Raw genomic sequence first — 16,173 nt, 5'->3', positions numbered from 1 at the left:
GGAGGAATGCCCGATGACGAGAACATTTGTCATTTTACTGATCGTATCGGCGCTGCTATTCATCGGATTCTATGTTGCCATTACCTTGTACAACCGTTTTGTCGGAGGCTTTATGTTAATGGAACCGGCTTTTTCTACAACGTTCGCTTTATATGACCAGCTTGCTTTCAAGTTTCAGTAAGCTAACAACCCCCACCGCCTTAGCGATGGGGGTTGTCAGGTTGTCGAGAAAGGTGAAAAGTCGTATTTTCCGAAGCTTATCGCACGACTCCGTGGGCTCGCGCCCAAGCCTCCTCAGTCGCTATGCGCCTTGCGGGGGCTCGGTCGTCTCGCTGATCCACAGGAAAGATAAGGTCGACCTACGGGAGACACTATCTTTGCGAAAGTAATGCGCAGCATTATTGAGCAGAAGGGTTTACGAGCGCACGCTTCTCCAAATACTTAGAGAGTTCATTGATTTTTCATTGTGGAATAGTCTCCCACTCCTTTCATTAATAGTGGATAATGGGCTTCTTCAACACGCTAACAACCCCCATCGCCTTAGCGATGGGGGTTGTTATTCTCGATTGCGACCTTTGACTGGCCAGGTTTCTCATTTTCGATAATCGAATTGCCATTGCACGCCAAACTTATCTTGAACCACACCATAAGCTTCGCTCCAATAGCTTTCTTCAAACTCAAAAATCACTTTGCCGCTTTCCGCTAACTTATTGAAATCGGCCTTCATTTCCCCGAGATCTTCCGACTGGATCGATACATGAAAATTGCTGCCGAATGTCGCTGGCTTTCCAGGCATGGCATCCGATAGCAGCAAATAGTTTCCATAGAGCGGAATCGCTGCTTCTAAAATCAATTCCTTCAGGTCTTCGTCTAGTTTCGACCCCGGGTTGTCGCCGTAATGAATAACGGAAACATCGGAAACGCCAAACACGCCTTCGTAATAAGACAGCACTTGTTTACAGTTTCCGTTAAAAATAATCTGTGGATGAATCGCCACGTCGTCGCCTCCTTGAACTTTCTATATCCTCCCCTTTTCCCTGCCGCTTTTGGCACTAAACTCCCTGTCCTATTTCCAAGTGGGTAACTTCTTCAAGAAGGCATACACAATGGGCCCAAGGAAAACCGCTGCTAGGAATAGATAAAATGAAACAGAAGCAACGAGTACCGTGAAAATACCGCTCCACAACCCTGCCACCATGTACAAGAACAGTAAAAGCGTCGCCCATACGATGCTCACGCGCAGTGCTGCATTTTTCATGCGAATCCGCCTCAACGCCGCTAAGCCCAGCGATAGCAAAAAGGCCGGAACAATCATCCACAGCAAGGTGTTTGTTGCCATGTTGCCCCTTACTTCATCATTGAGCAATAATGTATCCGACCCAGCGGAAATCGCCATTGTCACCAACAGTCCGACGATCGTGATCAATGCATAAAGACCCAATCCGAACAACATATCTTTGACTAGCTCCACCGCTTTCCAATTTTCCAACGTCTTCCCTCCTCAACATGCTAAAAATCCTATCGGCTATTTCGCCTATAAGAAAACATTCACTATTTCGATTAGTTCGCCGCGCTACCGCTTTTCCCCTGCCAGCCCTTTTAAATCCCTCGGCGGGTTCTACAATCGACTGCCGTCGTTAAAATATATCGTTCCACGATAGTTCCCACTTTGTAGACACGCGCCGAATACACTAAAATTAGGGTGCGACTACGATCTTTAAGGAGTGACAATATATGAACGAAACGATTCGTCAATTGACAAGCGATGACCTGCAAGCTTTACAGGATATGGACACCGGCATCGACGATGATTACGTGATTCGGGTATTCGACCGGATTTCCACAGGGGCCAACCGCTTGTTTGGCTTGTTCTACGACGGCCAGCTTGCGAGTATCGGCGGTTATACTGTTTTTGCCGGTAGCTACGCCATGCTCGGGCGGATGCGAAGCGATATGCGCTTTCGAGGCCTCAATTTATCTTCCCGATTGATGGCTCATGTTCGCGACGCAGCTCTTACGCACCCGGGCATCCGATTTGTCGGTGCGAATACACAAGAATCTAACCTCCCTGCTCAACGTGTCCTGGAAAAAATTGGCCTGTCCCGTCAAGCTGAACTGTTTTCCGCCATTGCTCCGAATGTCGAAATGCTTGAAAGCGGCGCAGCGCCTTGGCGAAAAATTGACAACGACGATGAGAAAATGCGTTGGCTCGAATCGGTGTACATCCATTCTGAAAGAGTCTTTCCTTTCGAATGTTATTATCCATTTCCCGCAAGGCCAGAACTATTTTCCGGACAGCCTTTAACAGAGTGGGAATTCTATGAAAACCCCTCACGCGACCGGGTCGTCATTACCAAGCACGATGTGAAAAAATACGATTACCTTCATACCCTCTACCCTTATGAAGATTTTTTCGACCAGCCAGGTTTGTGGGAAACTCTCCGCACTCCACTTGAGAACATCCGTCTACATTCCGAGGAAGGTGCGTTTGTCTGGATGGACTTGACTCGCACACAAGTAGATCTATTGCCAGAAGGACATCCATTCGACTTGCCATCGCCTTGGTTTTTATACGGCACGGATATTTAATTCCCCCCTTCTCCTCCTCTGCTGATGTTTAATGATCCCAGTTAATAGGAAGACATAGAGTATAGAAGGAAATCAGCCAAGGAGGAGAATTGCATGACACAGCAAAAAAATCGCCAAGAAGAAGTAACGGAAGACTTGAAGCAGGAAATGCCGGTTAAAGAAGTAAAAAACGGCGTCGAGCTGTCAAATCCGCTTGAAATCGTCCAGCGCATGCTTGAAGTAGCGACACAAGATCTTGAACTGCCGCAAGGAGTATACGAGATCCTCAAAAAGCCGAAGCGCATTTTAGAAGTCTCGATTCCGGTGCGTATGGACGACGGCACGTACCGTGAATTCGAAGGTTATCGCTCCCAGCATCTAGACGTGCTCGGACCGACAAAAGGCGGCGTCCGCTTTCACCCAGGCGTAACCGAAGATGAGGTCGCGGCATTGTCGATTTGGATGTCGATGAAAGCAGCCATTCTCGGAATTCCATATGGTGGCGGTAAAGGTGGCATTGTCGTCAATCCGAAAGAATTGTCCGAACGGGAACTCGAAGAATTATCCCGTGGCTTTATCCGGGAACTGGAACCAATCATGGGGCCCGAAAAAGATATCCCAGCTCCAGACGTTAACACGACGCCGCAAATCATGGGATGGATGATCGATGAATTCTCCCGCTTGAAAGGGAAAAACGTTCCCGGTACGATCACCGGTAAGCCGTTAATCCTTGGAGGCTCAGAAGGCCGAATCGAAGCGACAGGCCGTGGCGTTGTTTTCACCATTGAAGATGCCGCCCAAAAGTTGGGACTCGAGCTGAATGGCATGACCGCTGTCGTGCAAGGTTTTGGCAATGTCGGGTCTATCACCGCTAAACTATTGCACAAACGAGGCGTAAAAGTGCTCGGAATCGTGGATGCAGGAGGCGGTATTTACCATCAAGACGGCTTGCCAATTGATGAATTGATCGACTATGCCCAAAAGACCGGAACAGTTTCCGGATTCAATGGCTATGAGTCTCTCAGCAACGAAGAATTGTTTGCAGCTGATGTGGATATCGTGGTCCCTGCTGCGCTTGAGAACCAAATCACTTCAGTTACTGGCCCTACTATTCGCGCCAAGATTGTAGCAGAAGCAGCGAATGGGCCGACGACACCAGACGGCAACGCTGCGATGGAAAAGAACGGTGTCACAGTCATCCCGGATATTTTATGTAATGCCGGCGGCGTCACGGTGTCCTATTTTGAATGGGTGCAAAACACTACTCACTTGCGCTGGACTGAACAGGAAGTGAATGAACGGCTCCACACCGAAATGACGGAAGCTTTCGATGATGTCTATGAAATGAAAGAACAAAAAGGCAGCACGATGCGCGAAGCGGCGTATTTGGTCGCAGTCGAACGGATTGCACAAGCGATGGAAGCGCGCGGCTGGATTTAACAACATAAGCTATCCTGAAAGCTCTCAAGCAGGGCATTCAGGATAGCTTTTTTTCTTTTTTGCCTGCAGATGTTTCCGAACGGCTTTTTACAGGTAGTGAATAGGACAGGCCCTTACCGCCAGAAAAGGAGAACAAGCATGAAAACAATCGATTACTGGGTCTATTTGGCCTTTTCCGCAATTAAACTATTTCTTTTTAGCTTATACACCGATACACCGTTCAGCTTCGGCTTTTTCCTGATCAGCTTATCCAGCGCGCTGCTTCTATCAAGCTGGACCTTGCTCATCCGTGCCCGCAAGCGGCGATGGATTTTATTGTCGCTGTTGGCGCTGCATAGCACCTTATTGATCTCTGACGTTTGGTATTACCGTTATTTCGGCGACCTGCTGTCGGTGCAATTGATTCCTTCAATGACGCAAATGAATGATGTGGGGGGCGGCTTTTTGAGTTTGATCCGCTGGACGGACTTTCTGTTCTTCGCTGATTTCCTATTATTCCTGCTATTCATTTTTGCACTGAAAAAGAGCCGGACACCGGCACAGAAAACGAACGGCAAGCTTGCCGCCGTTATTGCCACAGTTGGATTATTGTTATTTTCAGCACCGCTTTTTATGAGCATTGCAAAAGGCGAACGCTGGCTCACTGGAGATGCGACCAGCAATATGCGTGAATACTATGAGCTCGGCTTTTGGGGCTACCACGGATATGATTTTGGCAAAGGCGTCGTTTCGATATTCCGTGATCCCATACCTTCTGAACAAGATAAAGTCCTGCTCCAGAAAGCTGCGGCCGACATCAGCACGGTCAATAAAGGCGAGCAGCCAAACATTATCCTCGTGCAATTGGAATCGCTGCAAACTTCTGTCATCGGGCAAAAAATCGGCGGCGAGGAGGTCACGCCCTACTTAAACACCTTGAAAGAAGAAATGCTTTACTTCCCTTCTTTCCATCACCAGACCCATGAAGGGCGTACATCGGATGCTGAGTTTGTCATCAACTCCTCACTCCACCCGCTGCGCACAGGTTCTGTCTATACCCGATTCCCTGACAATACCTTCGCCCCGCTGCCAGAAGCCCTAAAAAATGGCGGTTATGATACCGCTGCAATGCATGCATATGAAGCCAGCTTCTGGAACCGCAATACCGTCTATGAACATATTGGATTTTCTCATTTCTTCAGCAAAAAAGATTATCCTGATACAGAAAAAATTGGCATGGCAATCAATGATGAAGATTTTTTCACCACCTCGATCGAGCATATGGAAAAACTCAAAGAACCGTATTTTTCGTTCATGGTCGCTTTGAGCAGCCATATTCCATTTGAGATTCCCGAAGATAAAAAACAACTGGCTTTGCCTGGCTATGAAAACGAATTGGTCCGGAACTATTACCACACCGTCCATTATGTCGATGGCGCCGTTGAAGTACTCGTCGAGGAACTAAAACAACGGGATATGTGGGACGATTCGATCGTCATTTTCTACGGAGACCATGATAGCGGCTTGACCGAGGCAGGCCGTGAGATGGCGAATAAGCTCGATGCCAATGGAGTGACAGAGCAATTTGAATTGGCACGCCAAGTTCCGCTATGGATCAAGCCGCCTGAACTCACGCAAGGTGAAACGGTCGAAACGGTCGGCGGACAGATCGACGTGGCACCGACGATTTTTGAACTTGCAGGCATCGACCCAGGCTTCATGCTCGGCACTTCGCTGTTATCAGACACAGAAAGAATGGTCGTCTTCCGAGATGGCTCTTTCCGAAAAGGCGATGTGTACTTCCAGCCTGATTTAACGACCACCCCAGGTACCGGTGAATGCTACTCGATTGAAAGCGGCGAACAAATTGATGGTTCCGCTTGTGAGCCATATATCGACGAAGCGCTCGATCAATTGCGTGTATCTGACACTGTGATTGAAGACAATGCACTGGAATATATCAAATAAGAAAAAGCGTTGAACTCTCTGAGAGAGTTCAACGCTTTTTTCATCTCATGACGCTGCCGCCTGAGATTTTCACCGATTCACCGACGATATTCGGAGCCGCATCGGTTAGCAGAAACGCAATCGTCTGGGCGACTTCTTGAGGAGTCGATAGCCGGTTCGATGGAATCCCCGACTGCGCTTCGTCCATCGCCTGCTCGATGGAGATTCCTTGTCGTTCCGCTTTCCTTCGGATGCTGCCTCTCGCCATTTCCGTATCGACATAGCCCGGGCATACCGCATTGACACGAACGCCGTATTCGATTGCTTCCAATGCCATGGACTGGGTCCAGCCGACTACCGCAAATTTACTCGCTGCATAAGCAGTGTTGCCGGCCGTGCCGCGAAGGCCGGATAGCGAAGCCAGGTTGACGATATCGCCCCTGCCGAGCTCTATCATGCGCCGGTACACCAACTGCGTCAGCAAGACTGTCGAAGTGTAATTGATACTCATCAATCGTTCCAATAATTCCTGATCCAGCTCTTCCATATGCTTACCTCCAGCTGCTCCTGCGGAATTAACCAAGCCGTCAATCACTCCGAAGTGCGCTTCAGCGCTTTCGACAAGCTGCTGTCGCTCTTGAGCATTGGTTAAATCTGCTACATGGAGATACAGCCAGTCTGGATCCATCAAGGTCACCAATTCACTTTCTAGTTTTTTTAACTTCTCTAAGTCCCGTCCTGTGATCGTTAATTTCGCGCCCATTTCCGCTATCGTTTTCGCTGTATCCCACCCGATGCCGCCAGTCGCACCGGTAACCAATACATGCTTTTTGGCTAAGGCTTGTTTGTCAAAAATACCCATCAATTTACGCCTCCTTTGTGTGCAGTCATTCCCTTAAGTGCAGTCTCTGTAAACATGTGAAACGGCTGTTCGGTTAGAAGAAGCACAATGACATCAGATAGTATATACTGAGGGAAGGTACACAAGTGCTGTCATTTTTTCTACTTCCAGCTATTTCTAAGGCTGCAGGTGAATTTCATCACTATTTGGATCATGCGTTATATGGAGGGGAAAAAATGAACCAAAAAATGAGCGATTTCACCGAGACCTTGCGTCAGACCGATTATGCGCATATTCTATACTTGACTGAACAAACAGATGTATATATAGAAAATGCTGTCTCCTATATCCTCGACGGTGTTCGTAACGGCGATCGTGTTTTATTCGTCGAAAACCAAAGACTTTATCCTCAAATTCACCAAAAACTCCAAAACTTGCTGACATCAGAAGAGTTGAAGTTGGTCCATTACGTCAATAACTTCGATTTTTATTGGCGCAAAGGAAATTTTCATCCTGAAGCCATTTTGGAATACTTCGAGAGCGTAGTGGGATCTTTTACCGCAGATGGACGTGAGTGCCGGACGTGGGGCCATATCGAATGGGGCAGCCAGGAAGATATTGACCAAAAAATCATCGAGTACGAAATCGAAGTCGACCGCTCCGTTCCACAGCGCAAAGTAATTTCCGTTTGCGCATATGATGCGGTCCGCGTCTCGGCTAGCTTAGGTGAACGGCTGATGCATTGCCACGGCTATTTGATGAAAGACCATAGCATTTCTGCATTATCTTTTTACGATAAGAAAGCCCGGAATTAAAAATTCTGGGTTTTTTTAGTTTTCAACAAAAGCTCTTGCTGTTCGATGCATATTTTTTACAATCTCAGGGAATACTGAAACAACTACTAGCAAAACGCAAGGCTGAGATAGAATGAAGCGGAGGATACTGTCATGAAAAAAGAAATTACGGTCGGCGCAGCCGAGTTGAAATGGGATTTGGAAACGGGGGAAGTACTTTTTGACGGAGGCGATGTCGTCTTTTTCTGGACTTCTGCCATGGAAACCTTTTTCGACACCATCCGGGAAATCTCTGGCGCAGAAGCAACCGACCTGGTACTGGAAACTACAGGATTCAGACAAGGGATCGTTGTGGGAGAAGGGTTCCGGGAACTGAAAAAAATCGACGCCAGCAATGTCGTCGAATGGATTTCCAATACTTATGCCCCGGCCGGCTGGGGAAAAGTGGAAATTGTCAAGATGGACACCGAACACTATACGTTTACGATGCACATCCAAGATGACTGGGAATACAAAATGAATCAATTAAACCACAAAGGTACAAAAGGCATTTTTGTTCCTTCGCATTACGCGGGGGTCCTAACGGGATTATTCGGCCAGAATTTCTGGTACCGAACTCTGCGCTATCAAGACCTTGATCAGCCCTACAGCATTGTTGAATATTATCCCTCAGACGTCAATGTGCAGCAAAACATCCGAGAACTCGCAAGACGCCAGGAAGACCAACAAATCCGGCAGCTCGAAAATATGGTCGATGAAAAAACCAAAATGCTTCAAAGATTGGTGCGTGAACTTTCTTCTCCCGTCATCCCTGTGCTCGAAGGCATCATCGTTGTCCCGATGATTGGAAGCTACGATGAAAATCGTACCGAAGACCTGATCAACAACACATTGAATGAATTGCCAAAGCATAAAGCCGAGTTTCTATTGCTGGACCTGACAGGATTAAACCGCAACATTTCAGAACACACTGTCCAACTAATCGACAAACTAGCAGCTGCAGCACGACTGCTTGGCACAGAGACCATTCTGGTCGGTGTGTCGCCAGAACTCGCCATGATCATTACGCGAACGATGCAGGACCTGTCAAAATTCGAAACCTTACAAAGCTTGCAGCACGGCATCTATTACGCACTTGGGCGCAGCGGCCGTTCTATCAGCACCAAAAACAAATAAAGACGAGGCAGCCTCGTCTTTACTTGTTTTTTTTATGCTCTTTTATGGACGGCTGTTTCAGAAAACGCCCGCCCGTGTTCATATACATCAAAGCGGCTCCGATACACACCAGAAACAGAGCCACGCCAATATAGAGCATCCAACTTTCTCCGCTCCATATGCCAGCGATCCACAATATCATACAGAATGCCAAGGCCAACAATAGCTTTCCAATAAAGCGGGCCATCGCTAGGCTGTCGTATTTTTTTTGTTCTTCTCTCGGCATCGTGTTGTAGCCAGCGATTAAAAACATCCACTTCCCCTGCAACATATAAAGCCCCAAAAGCACTAGCAGCAACGCCACCCCGCCAATGATCATTGCTGCTAAGTTCATTTCTCCCATTCCATCACCGCCTTGCTAGTTCATTCCATAAACGCTCCAAAAAATCCTTTTCAAACACGAAAACATCCCGCACCCGTCTTCCCTGTGCAGGATGTTCTGTAAAGCGCTCCACATTTTCCATTAATGTGTCCAATTTTTAAATGAGAATACCATCCCGATGATGACTACAGCTATTCCGCCAAAAATGAGCATGGGCAGCAGCCCAACAATGTCGGCCATCTCAAGGGCACCTCCTTTTCTTCGATCATACGCCGATATTGCAGAAATTGCCACAAAATTGTTCGATTTTTCAGTCATTTTTTATTGTTTTGCTATTATAATAAACCTAAGAGGCATTAACACCCTCGGCCATTCAAGCTTCTTGAAAGTCGAATGTACATTTTCAGTTTAATCACTTTGCCCTCTTAGGATCGTTTGCACACCGCCAACCGATAAATGTATGCGGCTACACTTTGCCAAAAGGCTAGAAAAAAGCCGCCGGAACCACCGGCAGCTTTGTCCTTATAATTTGTCCATGAGGCCTCTGTAAACAGGCGCCAATACTTTTCGTAAAGCGGCTACAGGCGGCACTGGGCTTCTTTGTTGCCACTGAATCCATTCGAGTGCCACAAGACTTAACACAAGCCAGATGGTACCGGCAATATAGCCTGCGATGACGTCACTTGGAAAATGGGCGCCGAGATAAATGCGGCTAATGCCGATCAGTACGATCAACACACTTAACCCAACAATTGTGGTCCATCGCACCCAGGGTTTCTGCCCCGTCCGAATGACCAAATAAATAAGGAAGCCGTAGAAAATCAATGAGCCCATCGAATGGCCACTCGGGAAACTATAGCCGACCGCATCGATTGTTGCATCGATGTTTGGCCGTTCCCGACTGAAGAAGTGCTTCAACAAAACAGTCAATAGCGAGCCGCCGCCGACTGCTACCAAGTAAAACAAAACTCCCCATTTATCGTGCATTTTGACACCTAGGATCCACAAAACGCCGATTGACAGCATGACGAGAAACCAAACGGACCCCAGCTCTGTGATGATGAACATGATAGTATCCATCCAATTGCTTCCAATCGCTTCTATCAAATGTATAGTGACAGCGTCAAATACTGCCAACTCCTGATCGAGCATTTCATCCGCCAATTCTGCAAATAATACAATGAATAATGTCGCCAGCCCTAGTCCTACAAGAAGTACGATAAAGGCAAACCCTGATAATTTTGTTTCTCTATCCATCCAACCGCTCCCATACTATTACTTATCGTCAGTTTACCCTACTTTATCGATAAGTATGCCGCATCCTTTCAGTTTCGTGGTTCAAAGGACTCTATTTGGGGAATAACTCAAATAGATAGCAATTCGCGCAAGAAAACGCCAAGTTTTCAGCGAATTGCTTGCCCTCACCTGGAAGGATGATCATCATGAAATTACCACAACTGCTGCTTGTACTGGCTGCCCTTCTGCTCACTCTCTCTTCCTGCTCGGAAGCCTTATCAGAAAACCGCGGCCCCGAGGCACCTGATTTTGCGTTACCTGATCTCAATGGCACCGTCCATCATCTCTCCGACTACCGAGGCGAAAAAGTGTATCTGTTCTTTTGGGCATCCTGGTGCTCGATTTGCCTTTCCGGATTGAACGAGCTGGAAGAATTGGCCGAAAGTGAAAACGACTTTACGATCCTCACCATCATTTCCCCCGGAACCTACGCTGAACGAAATGCCAATGAATTCAATGCTTGGTTCTCAGCCATTGACCATCACGGGGATTTTATTGTCCTGCTGGATGACGGAGGGGATGTATTCGGACAGTTCGAAATGGAGGCCTATCCGAGTTCTGCCTGGATCAGTTCTGCTGGAAGAATCACCAAGCAACGCACCGGCCACATAAGCAACGACGAAATACTCGAATTGATGAATTCGATTCGCTAGAAAGGCGGAACCACCAATGACACGATATTTCATGCCCATACTCTTACTGCTATTGCTGCTCGCAGGCTGTTCAAGCGAAGCAGCTACTGACTCCACTTCAGTTTCATCTTCAGCATCAGAATCTCGTTTCCCAGACAATCCAAATGAAGAACTCGAATTCGATACGGAAAACCTCGAAGACATTTGGTTTGCAGGTGGCTGCTTCTGGGGTGTTGAAGCCTATATGGCACGCATCTACGGCGTTTACGATGTGACTTCTGGCTATGCAGGCGGAACGATCGAAGACCCGACTTATGAAGAAGTACTGACAGGCGATACCGGCTATGCCGAAACTGTCCATTTACGATACGACCCAGAACGCGTGTCGCTCGAGGAACTGCTCGACCGCTATTTCCTGATCATCGATCCGACGCTTGTCGATCAGCAAGGCAATGACCGCGGCAATCAATACCGGACCGCCATTTTTTATGATGACCCGTCTGCCGTGAGTACAATTGACGAGGTGATCACAGAAGAGCAAAAGAAATACGATAAACCAATCGTCACCGAAGTCGAACCGCTGACGAATTACTACCTCGCGGAAAACTACCATCAAGATTATTTGGAAAAAAATCCTGACGGCTATTGCCATGTGGATTTCACTAGCCTAGAAGACCAACAAGTACCGCAATTAATCGATCCAGCCGATTATCCAAAACCAGATGAAGAAGAAATTCGGGCGATGCTGACAGATGAACAATACCGCGTCACTCAAGATGACGGCACCGAAACGGCGTTCGATAATGAATACGACGGCTTTTACGAGCCAGGTATTTATGTCGATATCGTCACTGGTGAACCGCTCTTTTCATCCACAGACAAATACGATTCCGGAACTGGTTGGCCAAGTTTCACGAAACCGATCGATCCGGCAGTCGTGACTGAACACGATGACTTGTCCCTATTCGGCATACGGACGGAAATCAGAAGCCGAACAGGCGATAGTCACTTGGGACACGTGTTCGAAGACGGTCCGGAAGATGCAGGCGGTTTGCGCTATTGCATGAACAGCGCAGCTTTACGTTTTGTGCCGCTTGAAGAAATGGAAGCGCAAGGTTATGGAAATTTAACAGACAAGGTAAATTGACTACAAAAAGCCGGAACCCGTATGATGCGGATTCCGGCTTTTTAATGCTGGATTTCGACCTTATTGGCTTTGCACCCGCTTGACTAAACGGCGTTCCAAAATGCCTTCAACAATCATAAAGTTTTCATGGCATTTCGGGCGATAGTGACCTTTGGCGATTCCTTCAATCGTCAAACTACTGACATCGTATTTCATCCCCAGATGTTCGGCAGAAATTTCTTCAATATGGTAGAAGTACAGGATGCTATAAATCATTTCATCGTTGAGTCTATTCAATTCGTGTGCTGTTGTCATTTTGTTTGACCTCCCCATTAGGCCGCTGGCGGCTTCGATTGTCTTTAAATGGCTAATACCCTTTAATGAACCGTCTATAACCAACTGCAAACGCAGCACTCATTTTCTATCTCGCTTTGGCCTTCCGTAGTGAACACTCCCCAATAAAAGTTTAGCTCTCAGTAAGTTTCCACCAAGTATTTTTCAATCTGGTTGAACCCTTTGTAGCAATCCCTTCTCGCATGGCCAGACAGCAAATCCTCTAAAGACTCGGCGCTGATATGAAAATGCTGGGCCAACTCTTTCGTTTGCCAGCCTTTTACTTTCCACAAATATAAGATCAGATAGATATCTTCATCGCCTAATTTAATCAAGTCACTCCGATTATCCATTGAAACTACCGCCTTCCTTTAGTTTGGCTCTTCATGCTGACTGTCCCAGGCATCCCAACGCCGAACTCAGTCTTGAAACAAATGTCTTCGGTGACTCATGGGAACGGATCCGCACAGAAAAACCGTCTTCACAAAGTTCAGCTGTCTGCAAGTAATCCGTCGGCAAGGGTAATGGGTAGGCGACAAGCGCCCGAACAAACACAGGCAGTTCATCTTCCCTAAGCCATATATCCACTTGATTGATTGCTCGGCCGCCACTGTCATAGCCTAAAAATCGAATGGTTCCCCATGTCGCTCCGCTGCTGTTTTTCCCTGTGGATACTGGTGCTCGCCAAATACCTTCAACCGATTGGACAAACTCTCTCCTTTCTTGCATCACGTGCTCTCCTCTTTTCCGTAATAAAAAAGCACCGGAACAGACTCCTCTATCGAGAGGAGAATATTTCCGGCGCTGTGTACAGCACTATTGTCTGACACATTCAACCAAAGTTTAAAGTTTGCCGTTGAACAGAAACGGCAATGCCTGCTCTCTGCCCTATCCGGAAACAGCCGTTCAATTTACTTGAAGCTGTTATCCATAATTGCCAACTAAAACCACTCTTTTGTATAAGGTGATTTGATAGTATTAGACTACAATATTTCACATTTCTTGTAAACCCTAAATTACTGAATATTTAAAATAATATTTTATCATCATTTTATTGTTTATATTTGATAAAAAATACTCCTTTTTAGCATTGGCCGATCAAAAAAGTTCGAGTTTATCGGAAAATAAAAAAACTGCACTGTCCACTCAATAACACAGCAGACAGTACAGTCAGTCCTTCAATCAAATCAATAAATTGAACAGCAACGAATCGTTATTGATGTCTTTATACGGAAAGCCGTTTTGTGCCATGCGTTCAACGAGTGGACCATAATCCGCCGGGTCTTTCAATTCAATCCCCACAAGGACAGGTCCCTGTTCCCGGTTATTTCGTTTGGTGTATTCAAAATGGGTGATATCGTCTTGTTCACCGAGCACATCGCCCATAAACTTCCGAAGAGCTCCCGCACGTTGCGGGAATGTGACGATGAAATAATGTTTCAGGCCTTCGTAAATCAAGGACTTTTCCTTGATCTCCTGCATGCGCTCAATATCGTTATTGCCGCCGCTGACGACGCAAACGACATTCTTACCACGAATTTCTTCTCGGTAAAAATCGAGTGCTGCCACAGACAAAGCGCCGGCCGGTTCTGCGACAATCGCATTTTCGTTATACAGCTCGAGAATTGTCGTGCATACCTTGCCTTCTGGAACCGGAACGATATCATCCAGTACTTTTTGGCAGATCGCCATCGACAAATCACCTACCTGCTTCACTGCCGCTCCGTCGACAAAGGTATCGATTGTCTCAAGTCGCGTCACTTGGCCTTCTTTGAGGGAAGCTTTCATGCTCGCTGCGCCTTGTGGTTCGACACCGATCAGTTTCGTTGATGGAGAGATGCCTTTTAAATACGTGCCGACACCAGACGCCAATCCGCCTCCGCCGATTGCGCAAAACATATAATCGACTGGTTCTTGCATATCATTGAGCACTTCGACCGCAACCGTTCCTTGTCCTGCGATGACCGCTTCGGTATTGAACGGGTGTACGAAAGTCTTGCCTTCTGCCGAACAAACTTCCATCGCTGCTGCGAAAGCATCATCAAAGCTGTCGCCGATCAAGATGACCTCTACATAGGCACCGCCAAAGCGCTTTACTTGTGACACTTTTTGACTCGGTGTCGTAAGCGGCATGAAAATCTTGCCTTCAATGCCAAGTGCCTGGCAAGAATAAGCCACGCCTTGCGCATGATTTCCGGCACTTGCGCAAACGACGCCTTTTGCCCGTTCAGCTTCGGTCATACTGCGAATGAAATTATAAGCGCCACGCAGTTTAAAGGAACGGACCACTTGCTGGTCTTCCCGTTTTAAAAAGACATTGCAGCCGTAACGTGCCGAGAGAATCTCATTGCGCTGTAAGGGCGTTCGGATGATGACATCCTTCAGCGCCTGATTAGCGACCATAATATCGGCCACGGTCACCTCGTCCGCGACAGCTTCCCTTTCCAGCTCTGTGATGTTTTTTGCCATCTGATTCACCCTCTTCATTTTGATTATTGAACTACTCTAACACATCGGCGCTCTTTGTTGTGTAAAAATTTAGACAATTATGTGAGCTTTTCATCAGATTTTCATTTTTTCGTAAATGTATGCGGTTTCATATTTAAAATGAGGTAAACTAGGAAGAAACGAGGCTTCGTGCAATGTCTCAAAAAAAAGAGGAGATGATGTCTTGAAAGATGTCCATCACAAAATCGCCATCATCACTGGCGGCAATAGCGGCATCGGATGGGAAGCTGCCAATATGCTTGCCGGACGAGGCTTCTCGATTCTACTGGCTGTCCGTGACCTGGTTAAAGGCGAAAACGCCAAACGGGAAATTCTCGATTTCCATCCGGAAGCGACGGTTGCGGTATTAAAGCTCGACTTGGCTGACCTTTCAAGCGTCCGCCACTTTGCGGACAGCTACAAAAAACACTTTCATTCACTCGATCTATTGGTCAATAATGCAGGAATCATGATGCCGCCATACGGCAAAACGAAAGACGGCTTTGAACTGCAGTTTGGCAGCAACTACCTTGGCCATTTCGCGTTGACTGCACATCTTCTGCCCTTGCTCGCCAAAACGCCAGCTTCGCGCGTCATCACACTCGGCAGTCTGGCGCATAACCGTGGCACAATCGACTTCGATAATCTCGACGGATCAAAAGGCTACAGGGCAAAAAAATTCTACAATCAAAGCAAACTCGCCAATATGCTATTTGCCATAGAACTCGACCGCAGGCTGAAAAAGCACAACCTACAGACCATCAGCGTCGCTTGCCATCCCGGAGTTTCAGCCACCAATATTTTCAAGATCGGCAAATACGACGCACCCGTGCTAGTGCGCGATTTCGCCAACCGCTTTTTGCAGCCACCCGATATGGGAGCGCTCGCCACCCTCCATGCCGCCACCGAACCGGATCTCAAAGGTGGCGAATACATCGGCCCGGCAGGAAAAGGGCGCAGAAAAGGCTATCCGGCTCTCGATACGCCCCATCCGACAGCCGTCGATGAAGCACTCGCTCAAAAATTATGGGACGTCGCCGAGCAATTGACGGGTGTCACATTCGATTTTGTATCGGCTGAGCGTGAACATTCATCACCGGAAAACTGACATTCACTACACCTTTTTTCATTTTTGATGAAAAATCCGATTATTGATACACTAAGCAGGGAACAGCAGTAATGCAGACAAAATT

General features: G+C 47.2%; 19 protein-coding genes. 9 read left to right on the top strand and 10 right to left on the bottom strand.

What is annotated here, in order from left to right; all coding sequences use genetic code 11:
- Window positions 1-13 precede the first annotated feature (13 nt).
- Entirely contained in the window at window positions 14-181 is a 168-nt protein-coding gene (locus BBI11_RS16325; RefSeq protein WP_156889038.1) for a hypothetical protein, read from the top strand.
- Between the two features lie 411 nt (window positions 182-592).
- On the opposite strand, the gene BBI11_RS04310 is transcribed toward BBI11_RS16325, so the two are convergent.
- Both BBI11_RS04310 and BBI11_RS04305 read right to left on the bottom strand, forming a co-directional pair.
- On the bottom strand, window positions 593-997 hold the full coding sequence (locus BBI11_RS04310) for a VOC family protein (protein ID WP_068460975.1): 405 nt from the start codon (window positions 995-997) through the stop codon (window positions 593-595).
- A gap of 69 nt (window positions 998-1,066) precedes the next feature.
- A complete protein-coding gene (locus BBI11_RS04305) occupies window positions 1,067-1,489 on the bottom strand; it encodes a hypothetical protein (protein ID WP_068460973.1) in 423 nt (140 codons plus the stop codon).
- Window positions 1,490-1,734: 245 nt separating this feature from the next.
- On the opposite strand from BBI11_RS04305, the gene BBI11_RS04300 reads away from it, so the two are divergent.
- The 3 genes from BBI11_RS04300 (at window position 1,735) to BBI11_RS04290 (ending at window position 5,955) form a co-directional block, all read left to right on the top strand.
- A complete protein-coding gene (locus tag BBI11_RS04300) occupies window positions 1,735-2,589 on the top strand; it encodes a GNAT family N-acetyltransferase (RefSeq protein WP_068460971.1) in 855 nt (284 codons plus the stop codon).
- A 147-nt stretch (window positions 2,590-2,736) separates the two neighbouring features.
- Entirely contained in the window at window positions 2,737-4,008 is a 1,272-nt protein-coding gene (locus tag BBI11_RS04295; RefSeq protein WP_068465595.1) for a Glu/Leu/Phe/Val family dehydrogenase, read from the top strand.
- Window positions 4,009-4,146: 138 nt separating this feature from the next.
- The gene (locus BBI11_RS04290) at window positions 4,147-5,955 is read left to right on the top strand and encodes an LTA synthase family protein (protein ID WP_068460968.1); all 1,809 of its coding nucleotides are present in this window, start codon (window positions 4,147-4,149) and stop codon (window positions 5,953-5,955) included.
- 40 nt (window positions 5,956-5,995) lie between these two features.
- On the opposite strand, the gene BBI11_RS04285 is transcribed toward BBI11_RS04290, so the two are convergent.
- Complete coding sequence (locus tag BBI11_RS04285) at window positions 5,996-6,796, bottom strand: SDR family NAD(P)-dependent oxidoreductase (RefSeq protein ID WP_068460967.1); 801 nt, start codon at window positions 6,794-6,796, stop codon at window positions 5,996-5,998.
- Between the two features lie 215 nt (window positions 6,797-7,011).
- On the opposite strand from BBI11_RS04285, the gene BBI11_RS04280 reads away from it, so the two are divergent.
- Both BBI11_RS04280 and BBI11_RS04275 read left to right on the top strand, forming a co-directional pair.
- On the top strand, window positions 7,012-7,590 hold the full coding sequence (locus BBI11_RS04280) for an MEDS domain-containing protein (RefSeq protein ID WP_068460966.1): 579 nt from the start codon (window positions 7,012-7,014) through the stop codon (window positions 7,588-7,590).
- Window positions 7,591-7,722: 132 nt separating this feature from the next.
- Window positions 7,723-8,745 carry an STAS domain-containing protein gene (locus BBI11_RS04275; RefSeq protein ID WP_068460965.1) on the top strand — a complete coding sequence of 341 codons (1,023 nt, stop codon included), beginning with the start codon at window positions 7,723-7,725 and terminating at the stop codon, window positions 8,743-8,745.
- 19 nt (window positions 8,746-8,764) lie between these two features.
- Here BBI11_RS04275 and BBI11_RS04270 read toward each other — a convergent pair whose 3' ends face one another.
- From BBI11_RS04270 to BBI11_RS04265, 3 genes are all read right to left on the bottom strand, one after another.
- Entirely contained in the window at window positions 8,765-9,127 is a 363-nt protein-coding gene (locus BBI11_RS04270; protein ID WP_083389010.1) for a DUF3784 domain-containing protein, read from the bottom strand.
- A 120-nt stretch (window positions 9,128-9,247) separates the two neighbouring features.
- Window positions 9,248-9,424: a hypothetical protein gene (locus BBI11_RS16450; protein ID WP_167358147.1), complete on the bottom strand. Its 177-nt coding sequence runs from the start codon at window positions 9,422-9,424 to the stop codon at window positions 9,248-9,250.
- A 204-nt stretch (window positions 9,425-9,628) separates the two neighbouring features.
- Window positions 9,629-10,363 carry a phosphatase PAP2 family protein gene (locus BBI11_RS04265; protein ID WP_068460963.1) on the bottom strand — a complete coding sequence of 245 codons (735 nt, stop codon included), beginning with the start codon at window positions 10,361-10,363 and terminating at the stop codon, window positions 9,629-9,631.
- Between the two features lie 185 nt (window positions 10,364-10,548).
- Here BBI11_RS04265 and BBI11_RS04260 point away from each other — a divergent pair, with 185 nt between their 5' ends.
- Window positions 10,549-11,055, top strand: coding sequence for a TlpA family protein disulfide reductase (locus BBI11_RS04260; RefSeq protein ID WP_068460961.1), 507 nt, complete (start codon window positions 10,549-10,551; stop codon window positions 11,053-11,055).
- Window positions 11,056-11,071: 16 nt separating this feature from the next.
- Complete coding sequence (gene msrB / locus BBI11_RS04255) at window positions 11,072-12,181, top strand: peptide-methionine (R)-S-oxide reductase MsrB (RefSeq protein ID WP_068460959.1); 1,110 nt, start codon at window positions 11,072-11,074, stop codon at window positions 12,179-12,181.
- A 60-nt stretch (window positions 12,182-12,241) separates the two neighbouring features.
- On the opposite strand, the gene BBI11_RS04250 is transcribed toward msrB, so the two are convergent.
- From BBI11_RS04250 to ilvA, 4 genes are all read right to left on the bottom strand, one after another.
- Window positions 12,242-12,475: a hypothetical protein gene (locus BBI11_RS04250; protein ID WP_068460956.1), complete on the bottom strand. Its 234-nt coding sequence runs from the start codon at window positions 12,473-12,475 to the stop codon at window positions 12,242-12,244.
- Window positions 12,476-12,633: 158 nt separating this feature from the next.
- Window positions 12,634-12,846, bottom strand: a complete 213-nt coding sequence (locus tag BBI11_RS04245; RefSeq protein ID WP_068460954.1) for a hypothetical protein — start codon at window positions 12,844-12,846, stop codon at window positions 12,634-12,636.
- A gap of 31 nt (window positions 12,847-12,877) precedes the next feature.
- A complete protein-coding gene (locus BBI11_RS04240; protein ID WP_068460952.1) occupies window positions 12,878-13,222 on the bottom strand; it encodes a hypothetical protein in 345 nt (114 codons plus the stop codon).
- A 453-nt stretch (window positions 13,223-13,675) separates the two neighbouring features.
- On the bottom strand, window positions 13,676-14,962 hold the full coding sequence (ilvA, locus tag BBI11_RS04235) for a threonine ammonia-lyase IlvA (protein WP_068460951.1): 1,287 nt from the start codon (window positions 14,960-14,962) through the stop codon (window positions 13,676-13,678).
- A gap of 202 nt (window positions 14,963-15,164) precedes the next feature.
- Between ilvA and BBI11_RS04230 the strand changes: the two genes are divergently transcribed.
- Window positions 15,165-16,088, top strand: coding sequence for an oxidoreductase (locus BBI11_RS04230; protein WP_068460945.1), 924 nt, complete (start codon window positions 15,165-15,167; stop codon window positions 16,086-16,088).
- The last annotated feature ends 85 nt before the right edge of the window (window positions 16,089-16,173 follow it).

Origin of the sequence: Planococcus maritimus (assembly GCF_001687625.2) — a bacterium.
In the GTDB taxonomy this organism is placed as follows: Bacteria; Bacillota; Bacilli; order Bacillales_A; family Planococcaceae; genus Planococcus; species Planococcus maritimus.
Note: the sequence above shows the minus strand (reverse complement) of the source record. Positions and strands in the feature narration are given on the sequence as shown.